General features: G+C 72.7%; 17 protein-coding genes and 1 tRNA gene. 6 read left to right on the forward strand and 12 right to left on the reverse strand.

Features of this window, described 5'->3' with window-relative positions; genetic code table 11:
• On the reverse strand, window positions 1–823 hold an 823-nt coding region (gene rsmI / locus B4M60_RS01580), incomplete at its 3' end, for a 16S rRNA (cytidine(1402)-2'-O)-methyltransferase (protein WP_291079641.1).
• Between the two features lie 39 nt (window positions 824–862).
• On the opposite strand from rsmI, the gene B4M60_RS01585 reads away from it, so the two are divergent.
• Entirely contained in the window at window positions 863–2,386 is a 1,524-nt protein-coding gene (locus B4M60_RS01585) for a dolichyl-phosphate-mannose--protein mannosyltransferase (protein ID WP_291079643.1), read from the forward strand.
• A gap of 21 nt (window positions 2,387–2,407) precedes the next feature.
• Here the strand turns inward: B4M60_RS01585 and B4M60_RS01590 are convergent, their stop codons facing one another.
• From B4M60_RS01590 to B4M60_RS01600, 3 genes are all read right to left on the reverse strand, one after another.
• Window positions 2,408–2,806, reverse strand: coding sequence for a DoxX family protein (locus B4M60_RS01590; protein ID WP_291079645.1), 399 nt, complete (start codon window positions 2,804–2,806; stop codon window positions 2,408–2,410).
• A gap of 5 nt (window positions 2,807–2,811) precedes the next feature.
• A complete protein-coding gene (locus B4M60_RS01595) occupies window positions 2,812–3,675 on the reverse strand; it encodes an SDR family oxidoreductase (RefSeq protein ID WP_291079647.1) in 864 nt (287 codons plus the stop codon).
• Between the two features lie 67 nt (window positions 3,676–3,742).
• Entirely contained in the window at window positions 3,743–4,954 is a 1,212-nt protein-coding gene (locus tag B4M60_RS01600) for an NADH:flavin oxidoreductase (protein ID WP_291079649.1), read from the reverse strand.
• A gap of 148 nt (window positions 4,955–5,102) precedes the next feature.
• On the opposite strand from B4M60_RS01600, the gene B4M60_RS01605 reads away from it, so the two are divergent.
• Window positions 5,103–5,861: a potassium channel family protein gene (locus B4M60_RS01605; protein WP_291079651.1), complete on the forward strand. Its 759-nt coding sequence runs from the start codon at window positions 5,103–5,105 to the stop codon at window positions 5,859–5,861.
• A gap of 86 nt (window positions 5,862–5,947) precedes the next feature.
• Here B4M60_RS01605 and B4M60_RS01610 read toward each other — a convergent pair.
• From B4M60_RS01610 to B4M60_RS01630, 5 genes are all read right to left on the reverse strand, one after another.
• A tRNA-Ala gene (locus tag B4M60_RS01610) sits at window positions 5,948–6,023 on the reverse strand.
• Between the two features lie 92 nt (window positions 6,024–6,115).
• The gene (glpR, locus tag B4M60_RS01615; RefSeq protein WP_291079653.1) at window positions 6,116–7,285 is read right to left on the reverse strand and encodes a gephyrin-like molybdotransferase receptor GlpR; all 1,170 of its coding nucleotides are present in this window, start codon (window positions 7,283–7,285) and stop codon (window positions 6,116–6,118) included.
• Window positions 7,286–7,403: 118 nt separating this feature from the next.
• Entirely contained in the window at window positions 7,404–8,066 is a 663-nt protein-coding gene (locus B4M60_RS01620; protein ID WP_291079655.1) for a GNAT family N-acetyltransferase, read from the reverse strand.
• Between the two features lie 5 nt (window positions 8,067–8,071).
• Window positions 8,072–9,331, reverse strand: a complete 1,260-nt coding sequence (glp, locus tag B4M60_RS01625; protein WP_291079657.1) for a gephyrin-like molybdotransferase Glp — start codon at window positions 9,329–9,331, stop codon at window positions 8,072–8,074.
• A gap of 171 nt (window positions 9,332–9,502) precedes the next feature.
• Window positions 9,503–10,402: a UTP--glucose-1-phosphate uridylyltransferase gene (locus B4M60_RS01630; protein WP_291079659.1), complete on the reverse strand. Its 900-nt coding sequence runs from the start codon at window positions 10,400–10,402 to the stop codon at window positions 9,503–9,505.
• A gap of 64 nt (window positions 10,403–10,466) precedes the next feature.
• Here B4M60_RS01630 and B4M60_RS01635 point away from each other — a divergent pair, with 64 nt between their 5' ends.
• The 4 genes from B4M60_RS01635 to mscL all read left to right on the forward strand — a co-directional run bounded on the left by B4M60_RS01635 (window position 10,467) and on the right by mscL (window position 12,630).
• On the forward strand, window positions 10,467–11,051 hold the full coding sequence (locus tag B4M60_RS01635) for a 5-formyltetrahydrofolate cyclo-ligase (protein ID WP_291079661.1): 585 nt from the start codon (window positions 10,467–10,469) through the stop codon (window positions 11,049–11,051).
• A 37-nt stretch (window positions 11,052–11,088) separates the two neighbouring features.
• A complete protein-coding gene (locus B4M60_RS01640) occupies window positions 11,089–11,421 on the forward strand; it encodes an FmdB family zinc ribbon protein (protein WP_291079663.1) in 333 nt (110 codons plus the stop codon).
• 167 nt (window positions 11,422–11,588) lie between these two features.
• Window positions 11,589–12,083 (forward strand): hypothetical protein, encoded by a 495-nt coding sequence (locus tag B4M60_RS01645; protein ID WP_291079665.1) that lies wholly within the window; start codon window positions 11,589–11,591, stop codon window positions 12,081–12,083.
• A 118-nt stretch (window positions 12,084–12,201) separates the two neighbouring features.
• Entirely contained in the window at window positions 12,202–12,630 is a 429-nt protein-coding gene (mscL, locus tag B4M60_RS01650; protein WP_291079667.1) for a large conductance mechanosensitive channel protein MscL, read from the forward strand.
• 64 nt (window positions 12,631–12,694) lie between these two features.
• Here mscL and B4M60_RS01655 read toward each other — a convergent pair whose 3' ends face one another.
• The 3 genes from B4M60_RS01655 to B4M60_RS01665 form a co-directional block, all read right to left on the reverse strand.
• Complete coding sequence (locus tag B4M60_RS01655; RefSeq protein WP_291079669.1) at window positions 12,695–12,871, reverse strand: hypothetical protein; 177 nt, start codon at window positions 12,869–12,871, stop codon at window positions 12,695–12,697.
• Complete coding sequence (locus B4M60_RS01660) at window positions 12,868–13,443, reverse strand: MogA/MoaB family molybdenum cofactor biosynthesis protein (RefSeq protein WP_291079671.1); 576 nt, start codon at window positions 13,441–13,443, stop codon at window positions 12,868–12,870. Before B4M60_RS01660 ends, B4M60_RS01655 begins: the two co-directional genes overlap by 4 nt.
• Window positions 13,440–14,649: S1C family serine protease (locus B4M60_RS01665; RefSeq protein WP_414646704.1), on the reverse strand; the 1,210-nt coding region annotated here is incomplete at its 5' end. The genes B4M60_RS01660 and B4M60_RS01665, both read right to left, overlap by 4 nt.

Genomic DNA, 14,649 nt, shown 5'->3' on the forward strand with positions numbered 1-14,649 from the left:
GCACGGCCTGGTAGAGCTCGCGCCTGGTCAGCGTCGACGCCTCCGCGACCGCGGCGCACGCGTCCTTGAGGCGCTCGCCCGCCTCGACCCGCTCCTCGACGATCTCCACCAGGTCCTCGACCGTCGCGGTGGAGCCGGCGGGGTCCGCACCCCCGATCACCACGACGATCTCCCCGAGCACCCCGTCCGCGGTCCGCTCGGCCAGCTCCCCCAGCGTCCCGCGCAGGACCTCCTCGTAGGTCTTGGTGAGCTCCCGGCACACCGCCGCCCGCCGGTCGGCGCCGAGCACCTCGGCGGCCTCGGCCAGCGTGTCCGCGAGCCGGTGCGGGGACTCGAAGAACACGCACGTGCGCTCCTCGGCCGCGAGGCGGGCCAGCCAGGTCCGGCGGCGCCCGGAGCGGCGCGGCGGGAATCCGTCGAAGCAGAACCGGTCCACCGGGAGTCCGCTGAGCACCAGCGCCGTGGTCACGGCCGACGGGCCGGGCAGGCACGTCACCGGGAGCCCGGCCTCGATGCACGCGGTCACCAGCGAGTACCCGGGGTCCGACACCGCGGGCATCCCGGCGTCGGTCACCACGGCCACCACGTCCCCGGCCCGGACCCGGTCCACGAGCTGCGGGACGCGACCGGCCTCGTTGTGCTCGTAGAAGCTCATGACCCGGCCGGTGATCGTGACCTCCAGCGCGGCGGTGAGGGTGCGCAGCCGGCGGGTGTCCTCCGCGGCCACCACATCCGCGGTGGCCAGGAGCTCCCGTAGCCGGGCGGAGGCATCGCCCGGATTTCCGATTGGGGTGGCCGCCAACACGACCCGTCCGGACGTCATGCGCACCACCTTATCCCCGGTCGGTGGGCGCACCCGACTATGCTTCCCCTCGTGACATCGACCCTCGGCGTGCGATCCCCGGGCCGCCCGCTACCCGACCCGGATACCGGCCCGGTCGACTCCACCCGCGACTGGATCGTCACCGGCGTCATCCTCCTGCTGGCCTTCGTCTCACGCTTCTGGGGCCTGACCTCCGCCACGGACAAGGGCACGCCGGTCTTCGACGAGAAACACTACGCGCCGCAGTCGTTCAACATCGCCCAGCTCGGGATCGAGGAGAACCCCGCCTACGGGCTGGTCGTCCACCCGCCGGTGGCCAAGCAGATCGAGTCCCTCGGCGGCCTGCTCTTCGGCTACACGCCCCTGGGCTGGCGGTTCACCGCCGCGCTCTGCGGGGTCCTCGTGGTGCTCATGGTCATGCGGATCACCAGGCGGCTGACCCGGTCCACCCAGCTGGGCTTCGTGGCCGGGCTCCTGCTGTGCGTGGACGGGGTCACCTTCGTCACCTCCCGCATCGGCATGCTGGACATCTACCAGGTCCTCTTCGTCACCGCGGCCGCGGGAGCGCTGCTGGTGGACCGCGACCAGATGCGCGGACGCATGCACCGGGCCGCGGTCGCGGGCCGACTCCACCTCTCGGACTACGGGCCGCGCCTGGGCTTCCGGTGGTGGCGGTTCACCGCCGGCGTGATGCTGGGCCTGGCGCTGGGCGTCAAGTGGTCCGGCCTGTACTTCATCGCCTTCTTCGGCGTCATGACCGTCGCCTGGGACTGGGCCCTGCGCAGCCGCTACGGGGTCAGGCGCCCCCTGCTGGGCGCGCTGCTGCGAGACGCCGTCCCGGCGTTCGTCTCCCTGGTCATCTGGCCCGCCGTGCTCTACATGCTCACCTGGCTCCCGTGGTTCGCCCAGGAGAACTCGGTCTACCGGCACGCGGTGGGTTCGAAGGTCCAGGACAACTGGCTCCCCGACGTCCTCCAGTCGTGGCTCTACTACCAGTCCTCCGTCCTGACGTTCCACTCGTCCCTGACCACCTCGGCGGGCAACCGCCACCCGTGGGAGTCCAAGCCCTGGACCTGGCCGATGAGCCTGCGGCCGATGCTCTACTTTGTCGAGCAGGGCGACGGCGTGACCGGCTGCGGCGAGAACTCGTGCGTGCGTGCCATTATGCTCATCGGCACGCCCGCCATCTGGTGGCTCGCCATCCCCGTGCTGGCCTGGGCGTTCTGGCGGGCGGTGATCTGCCGCGACGGGCGGTACGCCTTCCCGCTGGTCGGGTACGCGGCCGGCTACCTGCCGTGGTTCTTCAATTACGACCGCCAGATGTACTTCTTCTACGCCTCGGTCATGGTGCCGTTCTTCGTCATGATGCTGGCGCTGGTGCTGGGCGAGATCGCCGGGAGATCCACCGACTCCCCCCGCCGCCGGGCGATAGGCCTGGGGATCGTCTGCCTGTACCTGGCGCTGGTCGTGGCCAACTTCCTCTACATGCTGCCGATCCTGTCGGGGATCCCCATCACACCCACGGAGTGGAACCAGCAGCTCTGGCTGCCGTCCTGGCGCTGAGGGTCCGGGCGGCCCGGGCGATCAGCCGCCCAGGACCCTGTCCACGCTGAACCTGCCCGCCCCCACCGCCGCGACCAGCAACGACCCCACCCCCAACGCCACCACGAGTTCCCAGCCGTTCTGCGTGATGAACGGCCCGTGGGTGGCGTGGACGAAGTAGAAGGCGCCCGCCATGTCCACGCCGAGCAGGATCCCCGCCAGCGGCGTGAGGATGCCCGCGATCAGGGCGATACCGGCGATCAACTCGACCCCGGCCACCACGGCGACGGTGACCTGCGGTTGCGGGACCCCGTAGGCGGCGAACTGCTCCCCCACCCTGCCCAGTCCGAGGGTGAAGAACTTCTGCCAGCCGTGGGCCACGAAGACCGCGCCGAGCCCGACGCGGGCCAGGAGGATGGCGGCGTCCGTCAGGGTCTCCACGCCCTTCACGGGAGGATGCCCTCACCGGCTCTGTTGATCTTCCGCCCGATGGCCCTCATCGCCAGACCGTAGAGGGGCGGGGCGAACTTCTGGGCGGCGAACGCCAGCCGGATGTCCGGCGAGGTGTAGACGATGTAGCGGCCCCTCCGGACGCCCTCGAGGATCGACTCCGCGGCCTGGTCCGGGGTGACGGCGTGGCGCTGGAACTGCGCAGCGGTCCTGGCCACCTCCGGATTCGACCGGTCCACGCCGGCGATCTCGATGGTTCCCACCAGCGGGGTGTCGACGGCACCCGGGCACACCAGGTGCACGCCGATGTCGTAGGGGGCCAGGTCGAACCGGAGCACCTCGGCGATGCCGCGGATGCCGAACTTGGCGGCGCTGTACGCGGCGTGCCAGGGCAGCCCGAGCAGGCCGGCGGCCGAGGACACCATGACCAGCGCGCCCGGCTTCTTCGCCGTCATCATGGCCGGGATGAACGCCTCGATCACGTGGATCGTGCCCATGAGGTTGACCTCGACCATGGACCGCCACACGCGGTGCTCGAGCAGGTCGGGGCGGCCCCAGGCCGAGTTGCCGGCCACGTGGAAGACGGCGTCCGGGACGCCGTGCTCGGCGATCACCCGCTCGCCGAACGCGGTGACCGCCTCGTGGTCGGTGAGGTCGAACGCCTCGGCCACCAGAACGGTGGCGCCGGAGACCCGGCAGTCGCGGGCCGTGGCCTGCAGGCCCTCGTCCCTGAGGTCGGTCAGCACCAGCCGCGCGCCCTCTCCGGCGAGCCGGATCGCCACGGACCGGCCGATGCCGCTGGCCGCGCCGGTGACCACGCAGGTCCTCCCCCGGTAGTCGGTGATCCGCCGCCTCGACATGTGCTCCCCTGTCCGGGCCCGGGTCGACAGGACCGGACCGCCTGGTGTCCCACCGTAGCGGCCCGGATCAGCCGCGCGCGGGAATCGGCGGCACGTAGTCGCGGAGCACGCAGCGGCTGCCGGAGTAGATGGTGGCCATGCAGCGGTTGCAGTGCACGCACAGCGACCGGCGACGCTCGTCCGCCTGGAGCTTGAGCGGCAGGTCGGGCTCGCGGAGCAGGCCGCGGCCCATGGCCACGAACTCGAAGCCGGCGTTCATCGCCTTGTCGATGGACGGCCGGTCGACGATGCCACCGAGCAGCATCATGGGCAGGCTGACGGCGTCGCGGATCTGGCGGGCGTCGTCGAGCATGTAGGCGTCCGTGTACGGGTACTCCTTGAACATCTTCGCGCCGACGACCTTCATGCCCATCCTGATGGCCGGCGGCTGGGTGGCGGCGAACTCGTGCAGGGGAGCGTCACCCTTGAACAGGTAGATCGGGTTGAGCAGCGAGCTTCCGACCGTCATCACCAGCGCGTCGGCCGAGCCGTCAGCCTCGATCCACCTGGCCACCTGGACGGCCTCGTCGATCCAGAACCCGCCCGGGACGCCGTCGTCCATGTTGAGCTTCATCGTGACCGCGATCTTGTCGCCCATCTCGTCGCGGATCGCGCGACCGATGCGGCGGGCGAAGCGAGCGCGGTTCTCGAGTGACCCGCCGTAGGAGTCCTTGCGCTTGTTGAGCTTGGGGCTGAGGAACTCGCTGACAAGGTAGTTGTGGCCGAAGTGGACCTCGATGGCGTCGAAGCCGGCGTTGTGGGCGCCCTTCGCGGCACGCACGTGGTCTCCGACGATCCGGTCGATGTCGGCCTCGGTGCAGGCCTTGGTCAGGGACATCCCCGTGGGGGCCGGCATGCGGGACGGACCCATCGCCGGCATCTTGTTGGAGGAGGAGTTCGCCACGGCACCGGCGTGGCCGACCTGCGCGGACACGGCCGCCCCCTCGGCGTGGACCGCGTCGGTGAGCTTGCGCAGCATCCCGCCGTCGTCCATGCCCCAGTGGTACTGGTGCCTGTCCGTTCGGCCCTCGGGCGAGGTGGCGAGGTACGCGACCGTCGTCATGCCCACCCCGCCGCGGGCGTACTCGGCGTGGAACTCGATGAGCTCGTCGGTGACGCGCCCCTCGGGACAGCGGCCCTCGAAGGTCGCGGCCTTGACGATGCGGTTGCGCAGCGTCACGTTGCCGATCCTGCCGGGGCTGAAGACGTCGGGGGCGGGCGTTCCGGGAGCAAGGGTCATATGAGAACTGTAACGCGTTCCACCTCGGCGGTCACCTCGTTTGCGCAGGAGTTATGCACCCGGTGCACCGCCACCCCGGGCCCGCCCCCGAACCCGGCGCGCCCCGGTGAGCGGCGATCGGCCGCAGACGACGACTAACGTCCATGACATGAGCGACTCCCCGCCGCCGGCGACCCTGCTCGTCCCCTCGCAGCGCCTCGAGAGGTTCACGGCCTGGCCGGTCTTCGTGGCCTCCCTCCTCTTCTTCGGCGCGACCGTCGCACTGGTGTCGGGGTCCCTCCGGTCCGAGGCCCTGAGCCACACCGCGAGCGCCGTCGCCGTCACCTGCTACGTGCTCATGGTCGCGGACTTCCTGGCCCGCATGGTCGTGGCCCGAGGGGTGCGCGGCCATTTCCTCCGTCGCAACTGGTTCGAGATGCTCAGCCTGGTCCTGCCCGTTCTGCGTTCCTTCGTCATCGTCGTCCACCTCTGGCGCCTGCCCTACTTCCGCCGCTCCGGCGCCACGCTGCGGGCCCGGCTTCTCGCAACCACGTTCCTGTTCATGTTCCTCTTCGTCTACACCGTCTCCTCGGCGGTGTGGCTGGTCGAGCGAGACGCCCCGGGCGCCAACATCTTGTCGCTCGACGACGCCATCTGGTGGGGGTTCAGCACCCTGGCCACCGTCGGGTACGGGGACTTCGTCCCGGTGACCGGCACGGGCCGCGTGCTGGCCGTGGGGCTCATGGTCGGGGGGATCGCGATCGTCGGTTCGACGGCCGCCCTCGTGGTCTCCCTGCTCACCGAGCAGGTGCAGAACCACGGGGTCATGCAGCCCCGGGCGGTCGGGGCGGACCCCGAGGCGGCCTCAGCCGGGGTCGTCGACGAGGGCCCGGCCGGTGACTCCGGCGAGGTGTCCGCGAACCGCTAGTCGGTTCGGGTCCGGCGGGGTTGCGCGGCGACGCAACGAAGAAGGGCCGCCCCCGTTGTCCGGGAGCGGCCCTGATCCTCGTGCTGTGGTGGAGCTAAGGGGAATCGAACCCCTGACCTTCTCGATGCGAACGAGACGCGCTACCAACTGCGCTATAGCCCCCCGGCGCCCTCGCGGGCGACGGTGCCACCCTCTCGGGCAGCGTGGAACACCCTACCAGGATGGCCCGGCGACCTCCCAAACCGGGTGGTCCGTCAGCCGACCGCCCTGCGCAGCGGCTCCCGGTGCTGGGGCCGCCGGTCGTGGTGGCCGGGCCCGGAGTCCTGCTCCCTGTCGAAGCCGTCCAGCATGTCGAATGCCGGGTCCTCGTCGTCGACCTCGAGGACCACCGCGCCGGGCCGCCGCAGGCGGGGCGGCACCACGGACAGTTCGTCGTCCTCGCGGGACTCGACGCCGAGCCGGGCGCGGCGCATCCGCTCCACGCGGCGACGACGCAGGCTCTCCTCGAGCCTGACCTGCCGACGGAGGTACGTGAGGTAGGCGGCCAGCAGCAGCACCGCCCCGCCGGCGAACCACCAGACGGCCGGGACGGTGAGCAGCGCGGCGGCCACCGCGACGACCGACAGCGCCATGAGGATGAGCGCGGTCCGCTGGCGGGCGTGGGCGCGCTGCTCGGCGGCCTGGCGATCCGCCATGGGGTCGTAGGCCCCCCGTCCGCGGCGACGCTCGGCAAAGTCCAGATCGGCGTCGGTGAGTTCCAGCTCGGGGTCGGCCGGACGACGCCGACCCCGGTGGACGTGCACCGCCTCGGCGTCGATGCCGGCGGCGTCCTCCGCGTGGTCGGTCGACGCGGTGACGCGCTCGCCGGTCGGGCCCTCGACCAGCTCGCCGTCGACCACCACCGGCCGGCGGAGGTCCTCCACCGCACCGACCCGGGGGTCGACCGCGGCCGAATCGCGCTCGGTCACGGACGCCACGGCGTCCGCGGCGACGTCCTTCTCGTGCACGACGACGGCGGGGATCTCGGTGGTGATCTCCTCCGCGGTCTCGTCGCCGACGGGGGACGCGCCGCGCCGCTCCTCCATGACCCGGCGGACGGCCGCCCCCCTGCGGCCCGACTCCTCGCGCCGGAGGGTCTGCTCCAGGAGGTGCTCCCAGGTCTGGGTGTCGAGCAGCTCCGCGTCGGTCGCTCCCGCGCCGGACGGCAGACCGAACAGCGACTCCTCGGAGTCGACCCTGACCGGGTCCAGCACGGAGCGACCCCGGGTGGGCACGAGGCGACCCGAACCGCCGGAGTAGAGGGTCCGGGTCTCGGCGAGCGCGTCACCGGTCCTGCGGATGGGGTTCCGCGACCGGATGAGCATCGGCGCGAGGACGAACAGCCAGACCACCACCAGCAGGATGATCAGCAACGAGCTGGACATCGATCAGGCCTCCTCGAGCGTCGACCCCGACACGGGACGTCGTGGTGAGGTCCCAACCGTAACGGCGGCCGGGCCCCGCCCCGTGGCGGCGCGCCGCCGCCCACGATGCTCACCCACATCAACGGACGCGCTCGGCGCGACCCGACGCCACGAGCGCGGCGACGGCCCCCCGCCCGTGCTCCTCGCGGGTGCGGGCCAGCAGGAGGTGATCCCGCCACGCGCCGTCCACGTGGAGGTAGCGCCGCAACAGGCCCTCCTCGCGGAATCCGCACCTCTCGAGCACGATCCTGCTGGCCGCGTTCTCCGGCCGGACGGTCGCCTCCACCCTGTGCAGCGCGCCCGGACCCAGCGCGTGGTCCACCCCCAGGGCGAGCGCCGCCGTGGCCACGCCGCCGCCACCGAACCGTCGTCCCACCCAGTAGCCGATCCATCCCGAGTGCAAGGCGCCGCGGACGACGCCGCCCACCGTGAGCTGCCCGCAGTACCGGCCGTCCAGCTCGATGGCCGCCGGGAGCGAGGCCCCGACCCGGGCGTAGCGCCTGAGCTGGGAGTGGATCCCCGGCCAGGCTCGGGCGGCGTTGTTCTGCCGCCACTCGCCGTCGACCGTCGGCTCCCACGGCGCCAGGTAGTCCCGCTCGGTGAGCCGCAGCGCGGACCAGTCCCGGGCGTCCCGCCGCCGCACCGGGCGCAGGGTCACCACGCCTGCGCGCACGCGCAGGGGACCCGCCTCGAGCGGCCAGCCGGGGTTGGCCACCGCGTCGGACGTGAACGCACTCCGCATGCCGCTCAGCCGCGCTGGGCGAGGAACATCACGTCCACCTCGTCGCCCGCCCGCACGGCCGTGACGTCGGGATCCACCACGACCAGGCAGTTGGCCTCCGCGAGGGACGCCAGCAGGTGCGTGGAGGAGCCCTGTGCGCCGCCGAGCGCGCGCACCAGGTACTCGCCGGTGTCGGTGTCGCGCATGAGCTGCCCGCGCAGGTAGCCGCGGCGGCCCTCCACGGAGGAGATCGGGGCGACGGTGCGGGCCCGGACGGTCCGCCGCATGGGTTGGCGTTTGCCCAGGGCGATCCGGATGAGGGGCCGGACCATGATCTCGAACACCACGAGCGCGCTGACCGGGTTGGACGGCAGCAGGAAGGTGGGGACCTCGTCGCGGCCGAGCCGCCCGAAGCCCTGGACCGAGCCGGGGTGCATGGCCACCCGGTTGACCTCGATCCGGCCGAGCTCCTCCATCACCCGGCGGATGCGGGTGGTGGCCTCCCCGCCGGCGGCGCCGGAGACCACGACCAGCTCGCTGCGCACGAGCTGCCCCTCGAGGACCTCCCGCAGGCGCGACGGCTCGGTGCTGGCGATGCCCACCCGGTGCACGTCGGCGCCGGCGTCGCGGCCGGCGGCGGTGAGGGCGTAGGAGTTGACGTCGTAGACCTGGCCGGTGCCGGGCTGCCCGTCCACGTCGAGCAGTTCGTCGCCCACCGAGATCACGGACATGCGCGGCTTGGGGTGCACCAGCACCTTGGCCCGCCCCACCGAGGCGAGCAGGCCCACCTGCGCCGGACCGATGATGCTCCCGGCGCGCACGGCCACGTCGCCCGGCTGGACGTCGTCGCCCACGCGACGGACGTAGTCGCCGCTGCGGACGGACCTGGTCGGGGTGATCCGCTGCCCCTCCGCGGTGGCCCACCCCACCGGCAGGACCGCGTCGGCGAGCGTGGGCAGGGGGGCGCCCGTGTCCACGCGGACACCCTGGCCCGGCTGCAGCCGGGTGGGCTGGCGGGACCCCGCGGTGATCCTGCCCACCACCGGGAGCGCGGTCGGTCCCGGTGCGGGGTCCCCGGGCCCGCCCGGCGCGCCGCCCACGCGGATGTCGACGCTGCGCACCGCGTACCCGTCGATCGCCGCCTGGTCGAACGAGGGCAGCGGACGCTCGGCCACCACCTCCTCGGCGCAGAGCAACCCCTGTGCCTCGGAGATCGACACGCGCACCGGACGTGGGGCGACCGCGGCCGCGGTCACCAGCGCGAGCTGTTCCTCGACGGAGCGCACCAGGTGTCCCCTTCCCGTACGAATCGCTGCCCGGGCTTCTCGCCCCCGGCCGGAGCCTGCGGACCGGCCTGGCGGGTCCATGTGGGAGAGGGTAGCGGCCGGAGGCCGTCATCCTGCGGCGGCGCCACCGCGCCGGCGCGTGTTCCCGCCCGTCCCCCCGCGGGTCGGGGCTCAGGAACCGAAGCGGGCCTGCAGCCACTCGCGGAGATCGTCCGCGTAGGCCGGGTTGTCGAGCGCGAAGTCCACGCACGCCTTGATGTAGCCGCCGGGGTTCCCGAGGTCGTGGCGGGTGCCGTCGTGGATCACCACGTGGACGGGGTGACCCTCGCGGATCAGCAGGTCGATCGCGTCCGTGAGCTGTAGTTCGCCACCGGCTCCCGGGGTGATGCGGCGCAGGGCGTCGAAGATCGCGCGGTCGAGCACGTAGCGTCCCGCGGCGGCGAGGTTGGACGGCGCGTCCTCCGCGGCGGGCTTCTCGACCATGCCGAGGACCTTCTTCACGGCGGGGTCATCGGTGTCCTCGACCTTGAAGACGCCGTAGGAGGACACCTCCTCCGGGCTCACCTCGAACGCGCACAGCACGCTGCCGCCCCGCTCCGCCCGGACGGCCGACATCCGTCGCAGGATCCCGAACGGCAGCACCAGGTCGTCCGGCAGGAGCACGGCCACGGCCTGCTCGTCCGCGTCCAGCACCGACTCGACCTGCGCCACGGCGTGCCCCAGCCCCAGCGGCTCGTCCTGCCGCACGTCCACCACCTCGATCAGCCCGGGCGCGCGGCGGACCTTGTGCAGCAGGATGTCCTTCCCGCGGTCCTCGAGCGTGCCCTCGAGGACCGGGTCGTCGGCGAAGTGCGCCATCACGCCGACCTTGCGCTCGGAGGTGACGATCGCGAGTCGGCCGGCCCCCGCCTCGGTCGCCTCCTCGGCGATGAGCTCGATGCCCGGGGTGTCCACCACGGGGAGCAGTTCCTTGGGCACCGTCTTGGTGGCGGGGAGGAAACGGGTCCCGAGGCCGGCGGCCGGGACGACCGCGGTCCGGAACTGCGAGTCGGGCGAGGCGGTGGACGTCATGCGGACCACCCTAGACGGAGGGCGCCCCGGTCAGGGGCAGGACCACGGACGGCACACTGGAGTGATGGAACCCGACAAGACCGCGGTGCGCCGGGCGGTCAGGCTGCGGCGCGCCGCGGTGCCCGCGGCCGTCCGCGCCCGGCGGGACCGGGCGATCCACGACCGCCTGGCGTCCGTGGTCACCGGGGGGATGGTGGTCTGCGCGTACGTCCCCGACGACGACGAGGCCGGCGGACCGGGGCTTCCCGAGGCGCTCTCGCGGTGGGGGGCGCAGGTCCTCCTGCCGGTCTCCCCCGCGGTCGGCCCGCTCGGCTGGGCGGCGTACGCCGGCCCGGAGGACCTGCGTCCGGGCCGGTTCGGCATCCCCGTGCCGTCGGCCCCACCGTCGGGCCCGGAGCGGATCGCCGACGCCGACCTCGTCCTGGTCCCGTCGGTGGCCGTCGACCGGACCGGCAACAGGCTCGGGCGCGGGGGCGGGTACTACGACCGCTCGCTGGCCCTGGCCCGCCCGGGGACCAGGCTGCTCGCGGTCCTGGATCCCGAGGACGTGCTCGACATGGTTCCCGCCGAGCCGCACGATCGGCCGGTCCACGGGGTGGTCACCCCGGACGAGGTTCTCGAGTTCCGAACCTGGCACTCGAGCGAGTAGAGTGCCAGTCGATATCCGACTCTGACCCGGAGGCCCGATGCCCACCTACTCGTACCGGTGCCGCGACTGCGACGTCGCCTTCGACATCCAGCAGTCCTTCGACGAGGACACGCTCACCGCCTGCCCGCAGTGCGACGGGCGTCTGCGCAAGCTCTTCAACACGGTGGGTGTGGTCTTCAAGGGATCGGGCTTCTACCGCACGGACAGCCGCGAGGCGGGCAAGACCTCGACCGCCGCGAGCAGCTCGGGCACGTCCTCCTCAGGGTCCTCGACCAGCGCGTCGGGCTCGGGCTCCTCCGGATCCGGCTCGTCCACCTCGGCGGGTTCGGGCTCGTCGTCGACCCCGTTGTCGTCGAGCCCTTCGTCCTGACGGTCGCCGGCCTGCGGTCCCCCACTCCCCCTCGCCCCCCGGCGCCCTTTCCTCCACAGCCCCCGGCGGCTCCACAGGCCGGGGCGCCGGCACCGCCGGCCGCACGATCCCCCGCCCGAGCGCCGGATACGGTCTGTCCCACGGCGTGACGACCGACGGGGGACCACATGCGCACAGGACCGGCGGCAGCCACAACGCCCCGGCGTCGGCGGCACCTGCGCCTCGCGCGGATCGCCGTGGCCTCCGGGCTGGTCCTCGCGGCCCCGTTCGCCGGCCGGGCGGCCCACGACCCCCCGTCCGATCCGCCGCGGTCCGCCGGGTCCGGACCGTCCGCCGGCACCGCCCCGGCCGGAGGGTCGGACGAGGGCGTCGGGGGTGACGACCGCCCGATCCGGGTGGTCCCCGTCCCGCTCGCCGACCCCGCCCTCGCCGAGCTCCTGCAGCCCGGCGATCTGGTGGACCTCGTCGGCACGGCGGACACCGGTCCCGCCGGGGACCCCGGTGCCGTGCCGGTCCTGGTCGCCCGCGCGGTCCGGGTGAGGAACACCCCCGACACCCGGGGCGGGGGCCGGACGATCCTCGTGGAGGTCCCCGTGGCGGACGCCGCCCGGGTGGCCGCGACCGCCGCGGGGACACCCCTGGCCGTGCTCGTGCACGGTTGACACGCGAGGTCACGGGATGTCTGGAAGCGGCCCCGGCTGGTAACGTCCCTGCGGTTCAGACCAATCATTCGTGAAGACCATGTGGTGGACCGCGCCACGTCAAGAGAGGATGTGCACGATGCTCAAGGGCTTCAAGGACTTCATCATGCAGGGCAACGTGATTGACCTCGCGGTCGCCGTCGTCATCGGTTCCGCGTTCGCCTCGATCGTCGACGCCTTCACCAGCGCGATCATCAACCCGCTCATCGCGATGCTCGGGGGCAACAGCGAGATCGGTTTCGCCGTCCAGCTGCTCGACAACAACCCCGCGACCACGATGGACTTCGGTCTCCTCCTCACCGCGATCATCAACTTCCTGCTGGTCGCCGCGATCATCTACTTCGTCCTGGTGGCGCCGATGAACAAGATGAAGGAGGCCGCCGCCAAGCGCAAGGGCATCGAGGCACCCGCCTCGGACAACGACCTCCTGGTGGAGATCCGCGACATCCTCGCCGGCCGTCCGCTCACCCACCCGTCCGATCCGGACAGCCCGTCCAGCAACTCCTGACGCGCCGCACGAACGCCGAGACCCCGCATCCCGGAAGGGATGCGGGGTCTTTGCTGCACCGTGGTCAGCCGTGGTGCGGCGGACGTTGGTCCTGCCACCACGCGTCGTCGATCCGGCCGTCACGGCCGCGCGCCTCGTCGGAGGTCGTCTCCGGCAGGGTCTCGCCGAACACCTCGTCGATCCTGGCCTTGTCCACCCGGCGTGGGCCGGTGCCCCGCCGGGCGGCCGGGCCGTCGGTCACGGCTCGTCGAAGGCCGAGAGCTGGGCCACCACGTACGAGACGAGCGGACACAGCGTCGCCATGCCGTCCCGGATGGCCGCCCGACTCGGCGCGAGGTTGGCCACGACGGTGCTGCCGGACACCCCCACGTACCCGCGGGAGATGATCGAGTCGACCGCACCCGCGGTCAGGCCCGAGGACCGGATGGCCTCGGCGATGCCGGGCAGTCGCTGGTCCAGGATCTCCTCGGTGGCCTCGGGGGTGATGTCGCGGGGCCCGACCCCGGTGCCGCCGACGGTCACCACGAAGTCGAAGCCGCCGACCACCGCGATCTCGAGGGCCTTGCGGACCTCGGCCTCGTCCGCGGGGACGCCGACGACGCCGCCCACGAGGAAACCCTCCTCCTCGAGAAGCTCGGTCACCAGCGGACCTATCGAGTCCTCCCGCTCGGACAACCGGTCGGTCACCACCACGACCATCGCCCGGCCCGCGATGGGGGTGTCCGCGGGCTCGGCGGCCGCCGGGTCGAACTCCACGTCCGTCGGCAGCGGGCGCCCACCGGGCAGGCTCCTCGGGTCGAATCTGGTGCTCATCTCGCCTCTCCCAGTACCACGTCGACGGTCGTCGGCTGATCGCCCACACGAGCAGCATAGGTGACGGAGACCGTGTCCCCCGGCGCCCGCGACCGGATGGCCGCGACGAGCGCGTCGCCGCCCTCGGTCACGCGATCACCCACCTTGACGATCACGGCACCATCCCGGATGCCCGCGCGTTCCGCGGGCCCGCCCGGCTCGGTCGCACGCACCAGAGCCCCGTCGGTGTCGGGTGCGTCGCTCACCGACACGCCGAGCACGGCGCGGGTGGCATACCCCTGCTTGATCAGCTGATCCGCGATCCGCCGAGCCTGGTCGACCGGAATCGCGAACCCCAGTCCGATCGAGCCCGAGTTCCCCGAGCCCAGCGAGGCGATGGCCGAGTTGATGCCCACCAGTTCGCCGTTCATGTTGACCAGCGCTCCCCCGGAGTTGCCCGGGTTGACCGCGGCATCGGTCTGGATGGCGTCGATCACCGTGCTCTGGTCCGACTGCTCACCCCCGGCCCGGACCGGTCGGTTGAGCGCGGAGATGATGCCGGTCGTCACGGTGCCCGAGAGCCCGAGCGGGGAACCCACCGCCGCGACCGCCTGCCCCTCGTCGAGGGTCGCCGAGCTCCCCAGCGCGATCGGGGTGAGCGACCGGGTGGTGTCCGCCTTGATCACGGCGATGTCGGTGGCCGGGTCCGTGCCGACGATCGTCGCCGGGGCGGTGGTGCCGTCGTCGAAGCGGACCTGGATCCGGCCGGCGTTGGCCGCCATGGCGATCACGTGGTTGTTGGTGACGATCAGCCCGTCCTGGGTGAGGATCACCCCGGACCCCTCGCCCCGCCCCGCCTGCGCGCGGACATCGACCGAGACGACGCTGGGCAACACCTTGTCCGCCACCGCCTCCACGGTGCCGTCCGGCGCCGTCCCGACGGGCTGTGCGGTGTTGACCGGTGCGGACAACCCGGGCCCGTTGTTCCCGCCCGCCACCGTCGCGCCGATCCAGCCCCCCAGTCCGCCCGAGACGAGCATCGCGGCCACCAGTCCGGCGGCGAGCAGCCCCCGCCCCGACGACCGTGGCGCGACCGGACCCGTCTCGCCCGGTCCGGCACCCGGTTGTGCCGGGTAGGCCGCTGTCGGCCCGTCGGGGCCGCCCCACCCCGCGGTGGGGGCCGCGCCGCCGAACTGCATCGGGCCGGGCTGCGCTGGTCCGGGCTGC

It is taken from the genome of Dietzia sp. UBA5065, from assembly GCA_002415925.1.
In the GTDB taxonomy this organism is placed as follows: Bacteria; Actinomycetota; Actinomycetes; order Mycobacteriales; family Mycobacteriaceae; genus Dietzia.